This window comes from Nonomuraea typhae (assembly GCF_009760925.1).
Lineage (GTDB): Bacteria > Actinomycetota > Actinomycetes > Streptosporangiales > Streptosporangiaceae > Nonomuraea > Nonomuraea typhae.
The window spans coordinates 1-18,148 of sequence record NZ_VRLV01000018.1; the positions used below are offsets into that span (position 1 = coordinate 1).

At 72.7% G+C, this 18,148-nt stretch carries 21 protein-coding genes; 3 read left to right on the forward strand and 18 right to left on the reverse strand.

Annotation, left to right across the window (positions count from 1 at the left end; translation table 11 throughout):
- Positions 1 to 589: 589 nt before the first annotated feature.
- A complete protein-coding gene (locus FVE25_RS44660) occupies positions 590 to 943 on the reverse strand; it encodes a nuclear transport factor 2 family protein (protein WP_157253614.1) in 354 nt (117 codons plus the stop codon).
- Positions 944 to 1,040: 97 nt separating this feature from the next.
- Positions 1,041 to 2,399 (reverse strand): Pup--protein ligase, encoded by a 1,359-nt coding sequence (pafA, locus tag FVE25_RS44665; protein WP_157253615.1) that lies wholly within the window; start codon positions 2,397 to 2,399, stop codon positions 1,041 to 1,043.
- Positions 2,400 to 2,701: 302 nt separating this feature from the next.
- Here pafA and FVE25_RS44670 point away from each other — a divergent pair, with 302 nt between their 5' ends.
- Positions 2,702 to 3,079 carry a hypothetical protein gene (locus FVE25_RS44670; protein WP_157253616.1) on the forward strand — a complete coding sequence of 126 codons (378 nt, stop codon included), beginning with the start codon at positions 2,702 to 2,704 and terminating at the stop codon, positions 3,077 to 3,079.
- 62 nt (positions 3,080 to 3,141) lie between these two features.
- Here the strand turns inward: FVE25_RS44670 and FVE25_RS44675 are convergent, their stop codons facing one another.
- The 4 genes from FVE25_RS44675 to FVE25_RS56595 form a co-directional block, all read right to left on the reverse strand.
- The gene (locus FVE25_RS44675) at positions 3,142 to 5,523 is read right to left on the reverse strand and encodes an ATP-binding cassette domain-containing protein (RefSeq protein WP_157253617.1); all 2,382 of its coding nucleotides are present in this window, start codon (positions 5,521 to 5,523) and stop codon (positions 3,142 to 3,144) included.
- A 130-nt stretch (positions 5,524 to 5,653) separates the two neighbouring features.
- A complete protein-coding gene (locus tag FVE25_RS44680) occupies positions 5,654 to 6,064 on the reverse strand; it encodes a VOC family protein (protein ID WP_181019915.1) in 411 nt (136 codons plus the stop codon).
- Positions 6,065 to 6,122: 58 nt separating this feature from the next.
- The gene (locus FVE25_RS44685) at positions 6,123 to 6,539 is read right to left on the reverse strand and encodes a helix-turn-helix transcriptional regulator (protein WP_157253618.1); all 417 of its coding nucleotides are present in this window, start codon (positions 6,537 to 6,539) and stop codon (positions 6,123 to 6,125) included.
- A gap of 25 nt (positions 6,540 to 6,564) precedes the next feature.
- Complete coding sequence (locus FVE25_RS56595) at positions 6,565 to 7,167, reverse strand: TetR/AcrR family transcriptional regulator (RefSeq protein WP_157253619.1); 603 nt, start codon at positions 7,165 to 7,167, stop codon at positions 6,565 to 6,567.
- A 100-nt stretch (positions 7,168 to 7,267) separates the two neighbouring features.
- Here FVE25_RS56595 and FVE25_RS44695 point away from each other — a divergent pair, with 100 nt between their 5' ends.
- Complete coding sequence (locus FVE25_RS44695; protein WP_157253620.1) at positions 7,268 to 7,501, forward strand: hypothetical protein; 234 nt, start codon at positions 7,268 to 7,270, stop codon at positions 7,499 to 7,501.
- A complete protein-coding gene (locus FVE25_RS44700) occupies positions 7,498 to 9,213 on the forward strand; it encodes a carboxylesterase/lipase family protein (RefSeq protein WP_157253621.1) in 1,716 nt (571 codons plus the stop codon). The genes FVE25_RS44695 and FVE25_RS44700 overlap by 4 nt, the downstream gene beginning before the upstream one ends.
- Here FVE25_RS44700 and FVE25_RS54685 read toward each other — a convergent pair.
- From FVE25_RS54685 to FVE25_RS44750, 12 genes are all read right to left on the reverse strand, one after another.
- Positions 9,199 to 9,351 carry a MerR family transcriptional regulator gene (locus tag FVE25_RS54685; RefSeq protein ID WP_219825927.1) on the reverse strand — a complete coding sequence of 51 codons (153 nt, stop codon included), beginning with the start codon at positions 9,349 to 9,351 and terminating at the stop codon, positions 9,199 to 9,201. The two genes, FVE25_RS44700 and FVE25_RS54685, sit on opposite strands and share 15 nt — an antisense overlap.
- Positions 9,345 to 9,608, reverse strand: coding sequence for a MerR family DNA-binding transcriptional regulator (locus tag FVE25_RS54690; RefSeq protein WP_219825928.1), 264 nt, complete (start codon positions 9,606 to 9,608; stop codon positions 9,345 to 9,347). The genes FVE25_RS54685 and FVE25_RS54690 overlap by 7 nt, the downstream gene beginning before the upstream one ends.
- 25 nt (positions 9,609 to 9,633) lie before the next feature.
- The gene (locus FVE25_RS54695) at positions 9,634 to 9,918 is read right to left on the reverse strand and encodes a Rossmann-fold NAD(P)-binding domain-containing protein (protein ID WP_219825929.1); all 285 of its coding nucleotides are present in this window, start codon (positions 9,916 to 9,918) and stop codon (positions 9,634 to 9,636) included.
- Positions 9,918 to 10,307, reverse strand: coding sequence for an SDR family NAD(P)-dependent oxidoreductase (locus tag FVE25_RS54700; RefSeq protein ID WP_219825930.1), 390 nt, complete (start codon positions 10,305 to 10,307; stop codon positions 9,918 to 9,920). The genes FVE25_RS54695 and FVE25_RS54700 overlap by 1 nt, the downstream gene beginning before the upstream one ends.
- A 44-nt stretch (positions 10,308 to 10,351) precedes the next feature.
- Positions 10,352 to 13,498, reverse strand: coding sequence for a non-ribosomal peptide synthetase (locus tag FVE25_RS44715; RefSeq protein WP_157253622.1), 3,147 nt, complete (start codon positions 13,496 to 13,498; stop codon positions 10,352 to 10,354).
- A 37-nt stretch (positions 13,499 to 13,535) separates the two neighbouring features.
- Complete coding sequence (locus FVE25_RS44720; RefSeq protein ID WP_157253623.1) at positions 13,536 to 13,862, reverse strand: hypothetical protein; 327 nt, start codon at positions 13,860 to 13,862, stop codon at positions 13,536 to 13,538.
- Between the two features lie 86 nt (positions 13,863 to 13,948).
- Positions 13,949 to 15,286 carry a crotonyl-CoA carboxylase/reductase gene (gene ccrA / locus FVE25_RS44725; protein WP_425489526.1) on the reverse strand — a complete coding sequence of 446 codons (1,338 nt, stop codon included), beginning with the start codon at positions 15,284 to 15,286 and terminating at the stop codon, positions 13,949 to 13,951.
- Between the two features lie 121 nt (positions 15,287 to 15,407).
- Entirely contained in the window at positions 15,408 to 15,701 is a 294-nt protein-coding gene (locus tag FVE25_RS44730) for a DUF952 domain-containing protein (RefSeq protein WP_157253625.1), read from the reverse strand.
- On the reverse strand, positions 15,698 to 16,720 hold the full coding sequence (locus FVE25_RS44735) for an aminotransferase class V-fold PLP-dependent enzyme (RefSeq protein WP_157253626.1): 1,023 nt from the start codon (positions 16,718 to 16,720) through the stop codon (positions 15,698 to 15,700). Before FVE25_RS44735 ends, FVE25_RS44730 begins: the two co-directional genes overlap by 4 nt.
- Positions 16,705 to 17,262, reverse strand: a complete 558-nt coding sequence (locus FVE25_RS44740; RefSeq protein ID WP_157253627.1) for a GNAT family N-acetyltransferase — start codon at positions 17,260 to 17,262, stop codon at positions 16,705 to 16,707. Before FVE25_RS44740 ends, FVE25_RS44735 begins: the two co-directional genes overlap by 16 nt.
- Before the next feature lie 20 nt (positions 17,263 to 17,282).
- Positions 17,283 to 17,816 (reverse strand): TetR/AcrR family transcriptional regulator, encoded by a 534-nt coding sequence (locus FVE25_RS44745; protein ID WP_157253628.1) that lies wholly within the window; start codon positions 17,814 to 17,816, stop codon positions 17,283 to 17,285.
- The gene (locus FVE25_RS44750) at positions 17,813 to 18,136 is read right to left on the reverse strand and encodes a DMT family transporter (protein WP_157253629.1); all 324 of its coding nucleotides are present in this window, start codon (positions 18,134 to 18,136) and stop codon (positions 17,813 to 17,815) included. The genes FVE25_RS44745 and FVE25_RS44750 overlap by 4 nt, the downstream gene beginning before the upstream one ends.
- Between the last annotated feature and the right edge of the window lie 12 nt (positions 18,137 to 18,148).

An 18,148-nucleotide genomic window follows, 5' to 3' on the forward strand; every position in this document is an offset into this window, starting at 1 on the left:
CCCTTGCGGATCGTCGTGTGGTCACCCCAGGCGTCCGGCTGCGCCCGGTCGGGGGTGGGCACTGTGGGGTTGGTCACTGATCGTCGGGGATGCGGGTGGTGCTGGGCGGGTTCGCGGGGTGGGTGCGGTGGTGGTGTGGTCGGCTGGCGGCGGGGCGGATTTCGCCTGCTACAGCGGGTGTTCTGTGGGTTTGTGGTGGTGTGTGGGGCGGGTGGTGCGGGGCGGGGGTCTGAGGGGCTCGTCGGGTGGGCCGGCGGGTGATGCCGTTTCTTACAGGTTTCTTGACGAGTCGTGGAAATGGGGACTCGGATGGTTTTGACGCGCTTACTCTGGATATCTGGTACGCGGCCGGAAGGGGACCCACGTGGGGAACGATGTGTTGTGCCAGGTCTGTCAGGGGGTTTTGCCAGCGTCTGGGCGTGAGGCGTACACCGCCGCCCGGGCGCGGCTGGTGGTGACGAACGGCTACTGCCAGGGTGGGTGCGCCGAGCGTGCCCAGCCGCCGGTGCAGGCCGTGCGGGTGGGCGCCGCTCCCCCGGCTCCTGCGCCGGTCCCGGCTCCGGGTGTGCCGAGTGCGGTGCGGGTGTAGTCAGGTTTCGTGCCAGTAGTCCCTGGTCTGTACGGCGCGGCCGTCGTGGCCGAAGGTGATGAACACGCAGCCGGCCAGGGTGTGCTCGCCGTCGGTGACACGGTATTCGACGGCGGCTCGGTCGCCGTCCACGATGGGCGGTTCGAAGTGGGCGCGGGGGGCGTGCTCTTCTGCGAAGGATCTGCGGATGTAGTCGGCGATTTCGGCTTTCCCGCGGTGTGGTGGGCGGAAGGGCATCGAGGTGTGGACGGCGTCGTCGGCGTACAGGGTGAGGATGGCCTCGGCGTCGTGGTGGGTCCAGCCGTGCTGCCAGGTGTCGGCGAAGCGCTGGGCGGCGGCGCGGGTGTCGGTCATGGGGTGATCGTAGGTGGCCGTGCCGGCGGTCTGGCTGGAGGCTGCGCCGGAGGGCAGGCCGGCGGGGCGGGTACCCGGCCGGCCTCTTGTCTCCAGGTCACATGCCGGCGATGAGCTTGTCCACTCTCTCGTCCACGCTGCGGAACGGGTCTTTGCACAGCACGGTGCGCTGCGCCTGGTCGTTGAGTTTGAGGTGCACCCAGTCGACGGTGAAGTCGCGGCGCTTCTCCTGGGCCTTGCGGATGAACTCGCCCCGCAGCCGCGCCCGGGTGGTCTGCGGCGGCACCGACTTGGCCTCGAAAATCCGGATGTCGGACGTCACCCGTTCCACCGCGCCGCGCTTTTGCAGCAGGTAGAACAGGCCGCGTTTGCGGTGCACGTCGTGGTAGGCCAGGTCGAGCTGGGCCACGCGCGGTGAGGACAGCGGCAGGTCGTACTTCTTGCGGTAGCGCTCGATGAGCTGGTATTTGGTCACCCAGTCGATCTCGCGGCTGACCAGGTCGAGGTTGCCGGTCTCCACCGCGCGCAGGGTGCGCTCCCACAGCTCCAGCACCCGCCGGGCGATGGGGTCGCCGCCGCGCCGGTCGACGAAGTCCTTGGCCTTGCCCAGATACTCCTGCTGGATCTCCAGCGAGGACGCCTCCCGCCCGTTGGCCAGGCGTACCCGCCGGCGGCCGGTCATGTCGTGGGAGACCTCGCGGATGGCCCGGATCGGGTTCTCCAGCGACAGGTCGCGCATCACGGTGCCCGCCTCGATCATGCGCAGCACCAGGTCGGTCGCGCCGACCTTGAGCAGCATCGTGGCCTCGCTCATGTTCGAGTCGCCCACGATGACGTGCAGGCGCCGGAAACGCTCGGCGTCGCCGTGGGGCTCGTCGCGGGTGTTGATGATCGGCCGGGACCGGGTCGTCGCCGACGACACCCCCTCCCAGATGTGCTCGGCGCGCTGCGAGACGCAGTAGACGGCGCCGCGCGGGGTCTGCAGCACCTTGCCGGCGCCGCAGATGATCTGCCGCGTCACCAGGAACGGGATCAGCACGTCGGCCAGGCGGCCGAACTCTCCCTGCCGGCTCACGCAGTAGTTCTCGTGGCAGCCGTAGGAGTTGCCGGCGGAGTCGGTGTTGTTCTTGAACAGGTAGATGTCGCCGGCGATGCCCTCCTCGCGCAGGCGTTTCTCGGCGTCGACGAGCAGCCCCTCCAGGATGCGCTCGCCGGCCTTGTCGTGGGTGACGAGTTCGACGACGTTGTCGCACTCGGGGGTGGCGTACTCGGGATGGCTGCCCACGTCCAGATACAGGCGGGCGCCGTTACGGAGGAAGACGTTGCTTGACCGGCCCCAGGACACGACCCTCCGGAACAGGTAGCGCGCCACCTCATCCGGCGACAGCCTGCGCTGACCCCGGAAGGTGCATGTGACGCCGTACTCGTTCTCCAGGCCGAAGATGCGTCGATCCACCACCTCACACTATTCTCCCCGAGCCGATGTCGGGGAAGATCTTGGTGCGCGGCGTGCCCGGCCTGGGGGTACGGCTGCGCCCGGCCGGGACGTCCTGGCCGGTCAGGGGCCCGGAGTACGCATTTCCCGGGTGGCGCGGTGGTCTCGCGATCGGCTATCGCGTCCGGGCTGTGGGGAGGACAGTGTGTTCAGGCACACTCATCCGCGACGGCCGCGCCGGCGAAGACCGAAGAGCAACGGTTGGACGGAGCCGGCCGGAGCGTCGTCCCCCGGGTTCCGTCATCATCCACAAGGAGACAGGTATGCGCACGTCGTACAAGATCGCTCTCCCCGCCCTCCTGACGGCCGGGCTGCTGATGTCCCCGGCCGCCCTGTCCGCCTCCGCCTCCGCGGTGTCGAGCGGTTCGGCGGCGGCGATGGCCCTGACTCTCGACGGCGGCAGCTGTGAGGCGCTCGCGCGGCGGTTCCTGTGCGAGGTGTCCTTCAGCGGCGGGGTGGCGCCGACCTCGGTCCGCTGGTTCGTCAACAACAACCACATCCCGTCCTTCGACAACAAGCGGTTCGTGGCGATCGGCTGCCAGCCGACCTTCAGCTACGCCATCCGTGCCGTGGTTTCGGATGCGGCCGGCGCCTCCGTGGAGTTCCGTACCTCCGCGATCTGCAGGTCCGGCAACCCGTGATCGGTTGCGTCTGATCCGGTGGGAGCGGCATCGCCGTTCTCACCGGATCGGGGGCGGGCCGGTCAGGCGCCCACGTAGGCGGCCAGGTGCCGGCCGGTCAGGGTGGAGCGGGCGGCGACCAGGTCGGCGGGGGTGCCTTCGAAGATGACGCGGCCGCCGTCGTGCCCGGCCCCCGGCCCCAGGTCGATGATCCAGTCGGCGTGGGCCATGACCGCCTGGTGGTGTTCGATGACGATGACCGATTTGCCGGCTTCCACCAGGCGGTCGAGCAGGGTGAGCAGTTGCTCGACGTCGGCCAGGTGCAGGCCGGTGGTGGGCTCGTCGAGGATGTACACGCCGCCCTTGTCGGCCATGTGGGTGGCCAGTTTGAGCCGCTGGCGTTCGCCGCCGGACAGGGTGGTGAGCGGCTGGCCGATGGTGAGGTAGCCGAGGCCGACCTCGGCCAGGCGTTGCAGGATGGCGTGCGCGGCCGGGATGCGGGCCTCGCCGGTGGCGAAGAAGGCGGCGGCCTCGCCGACCGGCATGGTCAGGACTTCGCTGATGTCGCGGCCGCCGAAGTGGTAGTTCAGGACGGAGGCGTCGAAGCGCTTGCCGTCGCAGTCCTCGCAGGTGGTGGCGGAGTCGGCCATGATGCCCAGGTCGACGTAGATGACGCCGGCGCCGTTGCAGGCCGGGCAGGCGCCTTCGGAGTTGGCGCTGAACAGGGCGGGTTTGACGCCGTTGGCTTTGGCGAAGGCTTTGCGGATCGGGTCCAGCAGGCCGGTGTAGGTGGCCGGGTTGCTGCGGCGTGAGCCGCGGATGGGGGCCTGGTCGACGGAGATGACGCCGGCGGAGGCGGGGATGGAGCCGTGGATGAGCGAGCTTTTGCCGGAGCCGGCCACGCCGGTGACGACGGTCAGGACGCCGAGCGGGATGTCGACGTCGACGTTCTGGAGGTTGTGGCGGGTGGCGCCGCGGATCTGCAGGGTGCCGGTGGGGGTGCGGGTGGCGGGTTTGAGGGTGGCGCGGTCGTCGAGGTGACGGCCGGTGATGGTGCCGCTGGCGCGCAGTCCCTGGAGGGTGCCTTCGTAGCAGATGGTGCCGCCGGCCGTACCGGCGTGGGGGCCGAGGTCGACGATGTGGTCGGCGATCGCGATCGCTTCGGGTTTGTGCTCGACGACCAGGACGGTGTTGCCCTTGTCGCGCAGGCGCAGCAGCAGGTCGTTCATCCGCTGGATGTCGTGGGGGTGCAGGCCGATGGTGGGTTCGTCGAAGACGTAGGTGACGTCGGTCAGGGCCGAGCCGAGGTGGCGGATCATCTTGGTGCGCTGGGCCTCGCCGCCGGACAGGGTGCCGGCGGGGCGATCGAGCGACAGGTAGCCCAGGCCGATCTCGACGAAGGATTCGAGGCTGTGCAGGAGTTTGCCGAGCAGGGGCGCCAGGGTGGGTTCGTCGAGGTCGCGGATCCATGCGGCCAGGTCGCGGATCTCCATCGCGCAGGCGTCGGCGATGCTGATGCCTTTGATCTTGGAGGAGCGGGCGGCTTCGTTCAGGCGGGTGCCGCCGCAGTCGGGGCAGGAGGTGAAGGTGACCACGCGTTCGACGAAGGCGCGGATGTGCGGCTGCATGGCGTCGACGTCCTTGGACAGGAACGACTTCTGGATCGTCGGGATGAGGCCGGAGTAGGTGAGGTTGACGCCCTCGACCTTGATTTTCGTGGGTTCCTTGTGCAGGAGGTCGTCGAGTTCTTTTTTGGTGAAGGTGCGGATGGGCTTGTCGGGGTCGAAGAAGCCGCAGCCGCGGTAGATGCGGCCGTACCAGCCGTCCATGCTGTAGCCGGGCACCGACAGGGCGCCTTCGTTGAGGGATTTGCTGTCGTCGTAGAGCTGGGTGAGGTCGAAGTCGGTGACGGTGCCGCGGCCTTCGCAGCGGGCGCACATGCCGCCGTGGTAGACGGCTTTGCGTACGACGACGCGCTCGCCCTTGCCCTTGTCGATGGTCATCGCGCCGCTGGCCACGCGGGCGGCGGTGTTGAAGGAGAAGGCGGGCGGGGGGCCGATGTGCGGGCGGCCGAGGCGGCTGAACAGGATGCGCAGCATGGCGTTGGCGTCGGTGGCGGTGCCGACGGTGGAGCGGGGGTCGGCGCCCATGCGCTGCTGGTCGACGATGATGGCGGTGGTCAGGCCGTCCAGGACGTCGACGTCGGGGCGGGCCAGGGTGGGCATGAAGCCCTGGACGAAGGCGCTGTAGGTTTCGTTGATCATCCGCTGGGATTCGGCGGCGATGGTGTTGAAGACCAGGGAGCTCTTGCCGGAGCCGGACACGCCGGTGAACACGGTCAGGCGGCGCTTGGGCAGTTCGACGCTGACGTCCTTGAGGTTGTTGACGCGGGCGCCGTGCACCCGGATCAGGTCGTGGCTGTCGGCGGCGTGCGGCTGCGTGCCCGGGGTTTCGGCCTTGCTCATGCTGTCTCCATCTGTGGGGCGGTGCCGCCTGGCGGGTCCGGAAAAACGCGTCCAGTATGCCCGGTTGGTTCGGGTTGGGCGGCAACGGTTTCTGTCTACCTGAGCGGCGGCGGTGGTCGCGTCCGGGTGCTCAGCGGATTTCCTCGATGCGGATGAGGTTGCCCGCCGGGTCGCGGAAGGCGCAGTCGCGTACGCCGTAGGGCTGGTCGGTGGGTTCCTGGACGACTTCGGCGTCGCCGGCCTGCAGTTTGGCGAAGGTGGCGTCGAGGTCGGCGGTGGCCAGGACGATGCCGGCGTAGGTGCCTTTGGCCATCATTTCGATGATCATGCGGCGTTCGTCGTCGGTGATGCCGGGGTCGGCGAGCGGGGGTGTGAGCACGATGGAGGTGGCGGGCTGGTCGGCCGGACCGACGGTGATCCAGCGCAGGCCCTCGAAGCCGACGTCGTTGCGGACTTCGAAGCCGAGGGTGTCGCGGTAGAAGGCCAGGGCGGCCTCGGGGTCGTCGTGGGGCAGGAAGCTGGCGTGAATGCGGATGTTCATGCCGGTCAGGCTAATTGTGGTGGCATGGGTGGCGCTTCTTGAATCCTGATGGGTCTGGTCAATTCCTGACCGGTCGGGTGACGCGTTTGGCCACGCACGCGGGCATCTCGGCGCCGGCTTGGGCGGTGCGGCGGCGGTAGGCGCTGGGGGGCATGCCGACCAGCTCGGTGAAGCGGGTGCTGAAGGTGCCCAGGGAGGAGCAGCCGACGGCGAAGCAGACGTCGGTGACGCTGAGGTCGCCGCGGCGCAGCAGTGCCATGGCGCGCTCGATGCGGCGGGTCATCAGGTAGCTGTAGGGCGATTCGCCGTAGGCGGCGCGGAACTGGCGGCTGAGGTGGCCGGCGGACATGTTGGCGCCGCGGGCCAGCGCCTGCACGTCGAGGGGCTGGGCGTATTCGCGGTCGATGCGGTCGCGGACCCGGCGCAGCAGCGCGAGGTCGCGCAGGTGCTGGGCCTCGGTGGATCTGCTGCTCACCTGCGCATCGTACGCCGCCGGGTGCTCAGCCGTCGCCGAGCAGGGCGTTGACGTGGCGCCTGAGGGTGGCGTGGGCGGGGGTGGCGCCGTGGTGGCCGACCAGGGCCAGGGCGGTCAGTCCTTCGGCCAGCGGCAGGAGGGTGTCGGCTGCCTGCTCGGCGTCCAGGCCGGTGCGGAACTCGCGGGTCTGCTGGCCGTAGCGGATCAGCCACACCAGCAGGGCGCGGGTCTGGGCGTGGGCCTGGCGCAGGACGGCGGCCAGGGACGGCGTGGCGGCGGCGTGGGCGGTGAAGGCGGCCAGGATGGCGGCGTCGCGCCGCTGGTGGGCTTCGACGAGCGTGATGGAGCGCAGGGTGGCGGTGAGCAGGGTGGCGGCCGATTGGCCGGTGCCGGAGGCGGCGATGTCGGCTTTGCCGTGTTCGGTGATGCGTTCGGTGACGTGGCGCAGGGCGAAGACGAGCATCTCCTCCTTGGTGGCGAAGCAGCGCTGTACCGCGCCCATGGACACGCCCGCCTGTTCGGCCACCTCGCGCAGGGTGGCGCCTTCGGGGCCGTGGCGCTCGATGAGGTCGCAGACCGCTTCGGCGATGTGGCGGCGGCGGGTCTCGTAGTCGACCTGCTTGGGCATGAGGCTCCTCCCCCGGGCTCGTTGTGATGCGTTTGCATCGTATCAAGGAATCCGGTTTATTTGATGCGTACGCATCGGAACGAAGGAGAGGGACGTCCACGTGAACCGTCTCACCACCCCGCCCCGCACGGCCGTCAAGGCGTTGTGGCTGGCCGGAGTCCTGTTCGCGGTCCAGGGATTCGGCTCGGCGATCACCGAGGCGCGCTGGGGCACCAGCTTCGGCATCGCCGCGCTGCTGCGCGCCGCCGGCGTGCCGGGCTGGGCCGACCTGGTCATCGGCGCGATCGGGGCCCTGGCCCTGCTGGCGGCGCTGTATCGGACGGTGCGCCGATGAGCGCGCCCACCGGCCGCACCACCGGCCGCCGCCTCAAGGCGACGGCAGCCGCGATCGGCCCGCTCACGCTGACGCTGAGCCTGGCCGTCCCCGCAGCGCACGCCACACCCGCGCACGCCACACCCGCGCACGCCACACCCGCGCACGCCACACCCGCGCACGCCACGTACGGCGCGGCCGTGCAGGCTGCACGATCGGCCGCACACGATTCGGGCGGTACGGCGCGGCCCGTCGTGCGCACCGGCGCCGGCGCGGTCGCGGGGGTGGCCTCCGCCGACGGCCTGCGGCGATTCACCGCCATCCCGTACGCCGCTGCCCCGACCGGGGACCTGCGCTGGCGGCCGCCCCGGCCCGCCCGGGCGTGGAAGGGGGTCAGGGACGCCTCCGGCCCGGCGGTGCGCTGCGCCCAGAACGCCAATCCGGCCGACTCCAACCCGGCCAGCGCCGCCGAGGACTGCCTCTACCTCAACATCACCACGCCGGACAAGGCGCAGCGGTCCGCGCGGGGGCTGCCGGTCATGGTGTGGCTGCACGGCGGCGGCTTCACCCAGGGCGCCGGCGGCGACTACGACGCCGGGCGGCTCGCGCGGGCGGGCGCGATGGTCGTGACCGTCAACTACCGGCTGGGCATCTTCGGCTTCCTCGGCCACCCGCACCTGGCGGGCTCGGGCGCGTTCGGCCTGCTGGACCAGCAGGCCGCGCTGAGGTGGGTACGGCGCAACGCCGCGGCGTTCGGCGGGGACGCGGCCAACGTCACCCTGTTCGGCGAGTCGGCCGGCGGGTTCAGCACCTGCGCCCAGCTGACCTCGCCCCGGGCGGCGGGGCTGTTCGACAAGGTGATCATCCAGAGCGGCACCTGCTCCATGCGCCGGCTCGGCATCGACCCCGCCGGCGGCGACGCCGTCTGGCCCGCGCGCCGGGCGAGCGAGCGCATCGCCGCGGCCGCCGCCGGCCGGCTCGGCTGCACCGGCGCGGCGCTGCGGTGCCTGCGCAAGGCCCCGGTCGCGGCGCTACTGGGCGCCCAACAGGCGATCCCGGCCACCTGGGCACCCGCCCACGGCACCCCGGCGCTGCCGCTGGAGCCGGGCCGGGCGCTGGCGCAAGGCCGCATCCACCGGGTGCCGGTCATGGCCGGCGGCACCGCCGACGAGGCCCGCTACTTCACGGCCATGTACTTCGACGGCCCCGGCCGGCCGCTGGACGACAACACCTACCGGCAGTTCCTGCGCATCGCCTTCGGCCGCGACGCCGCCCGGGTGGCGGCCCGCTACCCGGTCAGCGCGTACGGCTCGCCGTCCCTGGCCTGGGCGGCCGTGGCCACCGACCGCGCCTGGAGCTGCCCGGCGCGCCTGGGCAACCGGCAGCTGGCCCGCAAGGTGGCGGTGTATCAGTTCGAGTTCGCCGACCGCGCCGCCCCGCGCCCGGCCGGCTTCGCCGTACCCCGCTCCTTCCCGCTGGGCGCCTACCACGGCGGAGAGCTGGCCTACCTGTTCGACGGGCCGGGCGCCGCGGTGGAGCGGCCCCTGTCGCCCGGCCAGCGCCGCCTGGCCGCGCAGATGATCGGCCACTGGACGCGCTTCGCGGCCACCGGTGACCCCAACGGCCCCGGCCTGCCCCGCTGGAAGCCGGGCGCCGGGCACGTCCGCACGCTGGCGGTATCGGATGGCCCGGCGCGCCACCGGTGCGCCTTGTGGGCCTCACTCGGCCGGTAGGGGCCGGCCGGTGCCGGGCTCGTGCACCTCCGGGCCGGTCTCACCCCCATAGGTGGCGATCTTGTAGTCGACGGCCGCCAGCGACAGGGCAAGCTCCCGGATGCGGCGCCGGATGGTGTCGCGATGCTCGATCAGCACAGGAAGGCCAGGCGCCGCACCGCCGCGGCGTCGTAGGCGCGGTGCCCGCCCGGGTCGCGGGCCACGGTGACCAGGCCGGCCCGCTCGTAGTAGCGCAGTGTGTGGGCGGTGATGCCGAGCAGGCCGGCGACCTGGGCGATCGTCAGCGGCTGCGGCACCGGGCCCGGCCGGGTCAGCTCGTGGAGCACCTCGATCGGCGGCGGGCCGTCCTCGCCGAGGATGTCCAGCAGCCGGGTCATCAGGTCGTCGGTGGCCATGCCGGGCGAGCCTACGCCCCTTGCGCTAGACGGGCCGGGCCGAGGGGGCCAGGCCCGGGAAGTCGGCGCTGCGCGCGATCCCGGCCCACCGCTCGACCTCGGCCAGGCCGCGCCGGTAGGCGCCCGACAGCCGCTCGACGGCCTCGCGGCCCAGCGGCAGCCGCAGCGGCACCTCGGCGGCGTGGGCCAGGCCCACGATGATGGCGGCCGCGCGCGCCGGGTCGCCTTCCCGCAGCCCGTCTGCTCCGGCCAGGTCGGCGCGCACCGGGGTCGGCGCCTCGCGGTAGGCGGGCGAGGGCTCGACGATCATCACGCGGACGCCGAACGGCGCGACCTCGCCGGCCCGGGACTCCGCCCAGCCTTCCAGGGCGAACTTCGAGACAGGTGCAGGTCCATCAGCTCGCGCAACTGCTCCTCGCTCACCTCCTGGGCGGAGCCGACGATCGCGCGGCCGGCGTTGTTGACCAGCACGTCCAGGCGGCCGAACCGCTCGAGCGCGGCCTGGATGAGGGCGGGGGCGGTGGCGGTGTCGCGGGCGTCGAAGGCCACCGTCAGCAGGTCGCCGGTGTGCAGGCCGGCCATGCTTTCGGGGTGGCGCACGGCGGCCACCACCCGGTCGCCGGCCGCCAGCGCCGCCTCGGCCAGGGCGCGTCCCAGGCCGCGGGAGGCGCCGGTGATGATCCAGGTCTGTGTCGTCATGGCGGCGACGGTAGGCGTTGGAGCGCGCTCGAAGGCAAACCGGCTCAGCGTTCGCGGCGGCGCGAGCGGGTCGCGGCGGCCGGGCGCGGCGGTGTCTGCGGGCGCTCGGGCCGGAAGGCGCCGGTGAGCAGGGCGGCCATCTCCCGTACCGTCGGATGGCGCAGCAGGTCGCCGGCGTGCACGTCGGCGCCGAAGTCGCGGCGCAGCCGTTCGCGCAGCATCACCAGCGACAGCGAGGTGCCGCCGGCGTCGAAGAAGTTCTCGTCCGGCCCGGCCGGATGGCCCAGGATCTCGTCCCAGGCCGCGCTCACCGCCGTCTCAGCCGGCCCCGAAGCCGACCCGGAAGCCGGTTCGGAAGCCGGTTCGGAAGCCGGTTCGGAAGCCGGTTCGGACTGGAGCCCGGACGACGCGCCGGGTGGCTGGGCGGGCGGCCCGCCGTACGACAGCAGGATCCGCGCGCGGTCCAGCCGGCCGCTGGGCAGCAGCGGCAGGCGCTCGGCGAGCACCAGGCGGGCCGGAACCATGGCGCCGGTCAGGCGCCGGCGCAGGTCGGCGCGGATCTCCTGCGGCCTCGCCCGCGCGCCGGGGCGCAGCACGACGGCCGCCACCAGCACCTCGGCGCCCTCCTGGCCGGTGAGCATGGCGCAGGCGCCGGCCACCGCGGGATGCTCCAGGATCGCGGCCTCGACCTCGCTCAGCTCGACCCGGCAGCCGCGCACCCTGACCTGCCGGCCGGCGCGGCCGAGCACCTGCAGCCGTCCGTCGGGAAGGTGGCGCGCCAGGTCGCCCGTGGCATACAGGCGCCGGCCCGGCTCGGCGGAGAACGGGTCGGCGACGAAGCGCCCGGCGGTCAGGGCGGGGCGGTGGAGGTAGCCGCGGCTGATCGCGGCGCCGCCCAGGTACAGCAGGCCCGCGACGCCGGGCGGGACCGGCCGCAGCAGGGGGTCGAGCACGTAGGCGGTGGTGTTGTCCATGGGGCGCCCGACCGTGATCGGCTCGCCGGGGGCCACGATGGTGAACAGCGCGAACAGGCCGGCCTCGGCGCAGGCGTACAGGTTGTAGACGACGTCGACGGACTCGCGCGCATACAGCCGGGCCAGCACCGGCGGCGGCAGCGGCTCGCCGTGGGAGATCACGATGGGGGCGGACTCGGGCAGGGCGTCGTCGTTCAGCAGGGCCGCGTGCACCGACGGCGCCGCCACCACCACGCTGGCGCCGGGGGCGACGCGGGCCGGGCCGTCGGCGTCGGCGTCGGCGTCGGCGATGAGCACGGTGCCGCCGCAGGTCAGCGTGGTCAAGACGGCGAACATCGCCGCGCCGCAGGTCAGGGGGCTGATCAGCGGCACGCCGGCCAGCGCCTTCTCCCCCAGTTCCCGGTGCGCCCAGGTGAGCAGGTTCGTCAGGTTGCGGTGTTCCAGGACGACGCCGGAGCCGGGCAGGACGCAGGCGGCGTTGGCCGCCGCGACCGGCGCGTCGACCGGGCCGCTCGGCCGGGATGCGGCCTCCTGCGGCGTGACCAGCCGCCTGCCGGGCGGCGGCGGCCCGTGCCGGGGTTCGGCCAGGATGATCGCGGGGGCGGCCGCGTCGCCGGGGGTGTCCAGGGGCACGCAGACGCCGCCGGCCTTGAAGACGCCCAGGATGGCCGCCGGCAGCTGCGGCGAGCGCGGCAGGCACACGCCGACGGGCGTTTCCGGGCCGACGCCGAGCGCGCGCAGGTGGTGGCCGATGCGGTTGGCGGCCTCCTCCAGCTCGCGGTAGGTCCAGGCGTGCGCGCCGGCGCGGGCGGCCACCCGGCCGGGGGTGCGGGCGGCCTGCCGGCTGACCAGGTGGTGGACGCAGCGCTCGGCCGGGTAGGGGGCGCGGGTGGTGTTCCACTGGCGCAGCACCTGCTCGCTCTCGGCGGCGTCCGGCAGCACCAGGTGCGACAGGCGGGCGGCGGGGTCGCGGCCGATGCGCTCCAGCACGCCGGCCATGCGCGCCAGCATGCGCTCGGCCGTGTGCTCCTCCAACAGCTCCAGGCGGTAGTCCAGGTGCGCCTGCAGGGCGCCGCGCTCGGCGTCGGCCAGGGTGATCTCCAGTTCGGCCGGGGTGGTCTCCAGGCGCAGGTTCGCCGCGGCGAAGGCGACGCCGCCGGCGCGGCCTTCGGGCTCGGGCGGCAGGTGGCCGAACATCACCTGGAAGAAGGGCCGGCAGCCGGGGTCGCAGGCCACCTTCAGCTCCCGCAGCACCTGCTCATACGGCAGTTCGCCGTAGGTGTGGGCGTCCAGGACCTCGCGCCGGACGGCGGCCAGCAGCTCGGTGAAGGACATCTCCAGGCCCGCCCCGCCGGACAGGTCGCTGCGCAGCACGACCGGCTGGGCGAAGGAGCCGATGAGCCGGCCGGCCGCCACCGTCCGGCGCCCGGGCAGGTTCACGCCCACGAGCACGTCGCCGGCGCCGTGCTGGCGCAGCACCACGTCCCAGGCCGCCTTGAGCACCATGAACATCGTGGCGCGCTGCTTCCTGGCCAGCTCGCGCAGCGGCGCCAGCACCCCGGGCGAGATCCAGCGCGAGACGCGGGCCGCGCGCTGCTCGCTCCAGGCCGGGCGCGGGCCGGCCAGCGGCAGGTCCACGGCCGCCGGGGCGCCGCGCAGCCGCCGGCTCCAGTACGCCGCCGCCTGGGGGTGGGGCTGGCTGCAGTAGTCCTCGGCCGGCTCCGGCAGGGGCCGCCCGCCGTACAGGCTCAGCAGCTCGTCCATGAAGATCTGCAGCGAGGGGCCGTCGAAGACGATGCGGTGGACGGCCACGATCAGCCGGTGCCGCTCCTCGCCCAGGCGCAGCAGCAGCATCCGCCACAGCGGCTCGCCCTCCAGGTCGTAGGGGCGGCGGGTGAGCGCGGCGCTCAGCTCCTGGGCGCGGCGGGCGCGCTCGAGCGCCGACAGCCCGCTGAGGTCGGCCACCTCCAGTTCGTACGGCGTGGCGGGCCGGATGAGCTGCACCAGTTCGCCGCCCAGCAGCCGGATGCCGGCGCGCAGCGGGGCGTGGCGGCGCACGATCTCGTTCAGGCAGCGGCCCAGCAGCGCCACCTCCAGCGGCCCGCGCACCTCGACGGCGAACGGTGCGGCGGCGTAGGGGTCGCCGGGCCGCAGCTGGGCCAGCGCCCACAGCCTGCGCTGGGCCGGGCTCAGGGGGATGGTCGGCTCAGACCTCATGCGGGGTCCCCTCGGGGTGGTGGCGAGGCGATCGGCGTCATCCGCGGCGTAACCGGAGGGGGTTGTCCGGGCGACTCTCGCGTTGTTCCGGCCTGCGCGCGGACGTCGTCGCGTTCCCGGCGCGCCGGCGGGCGATCCGGGCCACGGCCTGCCTCTCGCGGGCGGGCGGCGGGCGGTGGATGCCGTCGATGACGCGCACGGTGGCGCGGTGCAGGAGAATCGGCGGGAAGCCGGCCCCGGATTCGGCCAGGCGGGTTATATGCTCCTGGTTTCCGGCGGCGCGCGGAATGTCCTCGTGCCGGAGTGTGTCAACGTCGGCAACGTGCGGGTCGACGGAATGTAATGCGGGCACCACGCTCGTCATGCATAACACCCCGCCACGCCGATGAAATGCCGGACCGATAGTAATCCGGGCTTATGGCGGTGTCCATTCGAGGGGGGCGTGCCGGGTTATCGGGGCGGCCGGCTGCGGAAGCGGTTGATGTCCGGCAGCCATCGTCCGCGTGACTCCTCGTCCTCCACGCCGAGTCCGTCGCGGGGCGCCAGGCACAGCACGCCGACTTTCCCGTGGTGCAGATTCTGGTGCACGTCGTAAACGGCGCAGGCCACGTCCTCGAGGGGGTAGGTCCTGGACAGGGTGGGGTGGACGCGGCCCTTGGCCACCAGGCGGTTGGCCTCCCACGCCTCGCGGTAGTTGGCGAAGTGCGAGCCGACGATGCGTTTGACCTTCATCCACAGGTGCCGGTTGTCGTATTGGTGCACGAACCCGGTCGTCGAGGCGCAGGTGACGATCGTGCCGCCCTTGCGCGCGACATACAGCGACGCGCCGAAGGTGTCGCGGCCGGGGTGTTCGAAGACGATGTCGACGTCGCCGTCGGCCAGTTCCCGGATGCGGCTGCCGAAGCGGCGCCACTCCCGCTCGTCGTGGGTGTGCTCATCGCGCCAGAAGGTGTAGTCCTCGGCGCTGCGGTCGATGACCGCCTCGGCTCCCATCGCCCGGCACAGCTCGGCCTTGGCGGCGGAGGAGACCACGCAGACCGGGGTGGCGCCGGCGGCCAGCGCGAGTTGCGTGGCGCACGAGCCGAGGCCGCCGGCGGCGCCCCAGATGAGCACGGTGTCGCCGAGTTTCATGCCCGCGCCGTTGCGCGAGACGAGCTGGCGGTAGGCGGTGGAGTTGACCAGGCCGGGCGCCGCGGCCTCCTCCCAGGTCAGGTGCCGGGGCTTGGGCATGAGCTGGTTGGCCTTGACCAGGGCGATCTGCGCCAGGCCGCCGAAGTTCGTCTCGTAGCCCCAGATGCGCTGGTCGGGGTCGAGCAGCGTGTCGCCGTGGCCTTCGGGGGACTCCAGTTCCACCGACAGGCAGTGCGCCACCACCCGGTCGCCGGGCCGCCACAGCGTCACGCCGGGTCCCGTGCGCAGCACCACGCCGGCCAGGTCGGAGCCGATGACGTGGAAGGGCCGGTCGTGCCGGGCGGCCAGCGCCGACCTGCGGCCGTAGCGCGACAGGAAGGTGAAGGTGGGCACGGGCTCGAACAGCGCGCTCCAGACGGTGTTGTAGTTGACCGCGCTGGCCATCACCGCCACCAGCGCCTCGCCGTGCGCCGGCTGCGGCAGCTCGACCTCGTCCAGGTGCAGGGATTTGCGCGGGTCCTTGTCGCGGCTGGGCAGGCCGGCGAACATGTCGGTCTCATCCGCGTGGACCGTTATCCCGCGATAATACGCTGGGAGCGGCAATTTCCCGACGTCCGAAAATTCTCCGGCGAGAATGGCGGCGCGGATGTTGGCGATTTCTTCCGTGGGCATCGCACGCTCCCAAAAGCCTATTTTTTGGGGTGGTGGGCGCAGACTACCAAGGCGCCTCGCGTGCGGATCGCCCCTCGGGCCGGCGGCAGGGGTCGCCCGCCCGGGTTCAGGGGCGGCGGTAGGGGTGGGCGGCGGTGACCGAGGCGAGGGGCAGCGCGCCGTACAGGTGCGGGAATCCGTCCTCGACGCGCACGTCCAGGCCGGCGGGGTCGATCTCCAGCACGAGCAGCTCGTCGGTGACGTCGGCGTAGAAGACGGCGGCGACCTGCTCCAGCTGGGCCCGGTCGCGGCTGCAGTGGATGAAGCCGACCTCGGCCAGGGTGCGGCCGCGGGTGGAGACGCGGTAGCCGCCGGGCCCGGCCGCGCGCCAGTCGCGGGCGTAGGCCAGGTGAAGGATCATCGCAGCGCCTCCAGCGCGCGCTCGACGTCGGCGTGGGTGTTGTAGGCGTGGAAGGACAGCCGTGCCCGCCCGGCCCGTACGGCGGCGCGGATGCCGGCGGCGGCCAGGCGGGCGGGGTCGGCGTCCAGGGACACGATGGGGCTGTCGGAGGGCGGCCGGCCCAGTTCGGTGCGCAGCCGGTTGGCCAGGGCGAGGTTGTGCTCGCCGATGGCCGCCACGCCGAGGGTGAGCACGACCTCCAGGGCGGGGGCGGCGCCGACGTAGCTGAACCAGGCCGGTGACAGGTCGAAGGCGCGGGCGTCGTCGGCCAGGCGCAGCGGCATGCCGTAGTAGCCGCTGTCGCGCTCGGCCGCGCCGTACCAGTTGGCGGCCAGGGGGCGCATGCGCTCGCGCAGCAGCGGCGACAGGTAGCCGAAGGCGGCGCCGCGCGGGGCCATGAGCCACTTGTAGGCGGCGCAGACGACGGCGTCCAGGCCCTCGACGGTGAAGGGCAGCCAGCCGCAGGCCTGGCTGGCGTCGGCGATGACCAGGCAGCCGCGGGCGCGGGCGGCCTCGACGATGGGGGCCGGGTCGGTGACGTGGCCGGTGGCCGACTGCACGAGGCTGAAGGCGACCGCGCTGATGCCGGGGGTGATGTGCTCGGCCAGGCGTTCGGCGGGGGCGGTGCGGACGCGGGCGGCCACGGCCCAGGGGAAGACGTTGCTGGTGAACTCGATGTCGGGCACCAGGACGGTGGCGTCGGCGGGCAGGGCGGTGGCGATGGCGGAGACGATGTGGGAGGCGGTGGAGCTGACCGTGACGTCGGCGGGCTGGGCGCCGATCAGGCGGGCGAACAGGGTGCGGGCGCGGGTGACGCTCTCGTCCCAGGGCGCCCAGTCGCTGCTGCCGTGGCGCCACTGGTCCAGGACGGTGTCCAGGGCGGTGTAGGCCAGGCGGGGCGGCAGGCCGTAGCTGGCGGTGTTGAGCCAGCCGGGCCGGGCGTCCCACAGGGTGCTCCAGTCGCTCACCGCTGCTGCCATTCGCGGGCCAGCATCGCGTAGACGATCTCCGAGGCCCAGGCGCCTTTGACGTATTCGTTGTCGATGAGGTGTGCTTCGCGGCGCATGCCGAGTTTCTCCAGGACACGGGCCGAGGCGTGGTTGCGCGCGTCCAGGCGGCCGACGATGCGGTGCAGGCCCAGGCCGTCGAAGCCCAGGCGCAGCATCTGCGCGGCGGCCTCGGCGGCGTAGCCGCGGCCGTGGAAGTCGGGGTGCAGCACGTAGCCGATCTCTCCCTGGCGGTGCTGCTTGCTGGTCCAGATCAGGACGCAGTTGCCGGCCAGGCGGCCGCTGGCGGTGTCGACGACGGCCACGTCGATCGCCTCGCCCTCCTCGTGCAGCGCCGTGCGCGCGATCTTCTTGTCGAGGAAGGCGCGGGTGGTGTCGAGGTCGCGTGGTTCCCAGTACAGGTAGCGGGCCACCGCGGGCAGCGACTCGTAGGCGTGCAGCTCGTGCAGGTCCTGCGGGGTGAACGGGCGCAGGGTCAGCCGCTCGGTGGTGATCGGGTAGCCGGGTGTGAGCACCCACGCAGTGTAGACATCGGTCATTCGGGACGCGAGGCGTTTTTCACGGCAAGGTCTACGAGCGTGCGCATGTCCTCGAGGGGCAGGCCGATGACGGTGTGCTCCAGCCACAGGTAGCTGACGGCGGCGTACAGCAGGCGCGCGCGGGGGTGGCCGGCGGGCAGGGCGAGGTGCTCGGCGGCGATCTCGGCGCACGCCTGGCTCCAGCGCCGGGCGATCGCCTGCAGCGCCGGGTCGCGGGCGGCCAGCACGTACAGCTCCCACAGGCCCTGCTGGCGGGAGTGCTCGTCGGCGGCCAGGTCGTCGACGAGCCCGGCCAGGCCGATGGCGCGCAGGTGGGCCACCTCCCGCTCGACCAGGTGGCTGAATGCCTCGGCCAGCAGTTCGTCGCGGGAGGCGAAGTAGTAGGTGGTGGCGGCCAGCGGCAGGCGGGCCCGCTGGGCGACGGCGCGGTGCGTCAGGGCGGCGAACCCGCCTTCGGTCAGCACCTCGACGGCCGCCGCCAGCAGGGCGGAGCGGCGCTGGGTGGCGCGGGCCTGCGGTTGCCTGGTCAATGGGCTCCGGCGAGGTTGAGGACGACGACTCCGGCGATGATGAGCACGATACCGCCGATCTTGAGCGCGGACACGCCTTCGCCCAGGAACAGCGCGCCGATGACGGTGATCGCGGCGGTGCCGACGCCGGCCCAGACGGCGTAGGCGGTGCCCATCTCCAGCTGGAGTTTCAGGGCTTGGCCGAGGGCGGCGAAAGAGGTCAGGTAGCCGGCGGCCGTCACGATGCTCCAGCCGAGATGGCTGAAGCCGTTGCTGAGTTTGAGCGCGGAGGTCGCCAGGACTTCGGCGGCGATGGCGAGAGCGAGCAGGAGCCAGGCCATGGGGGGATCCAA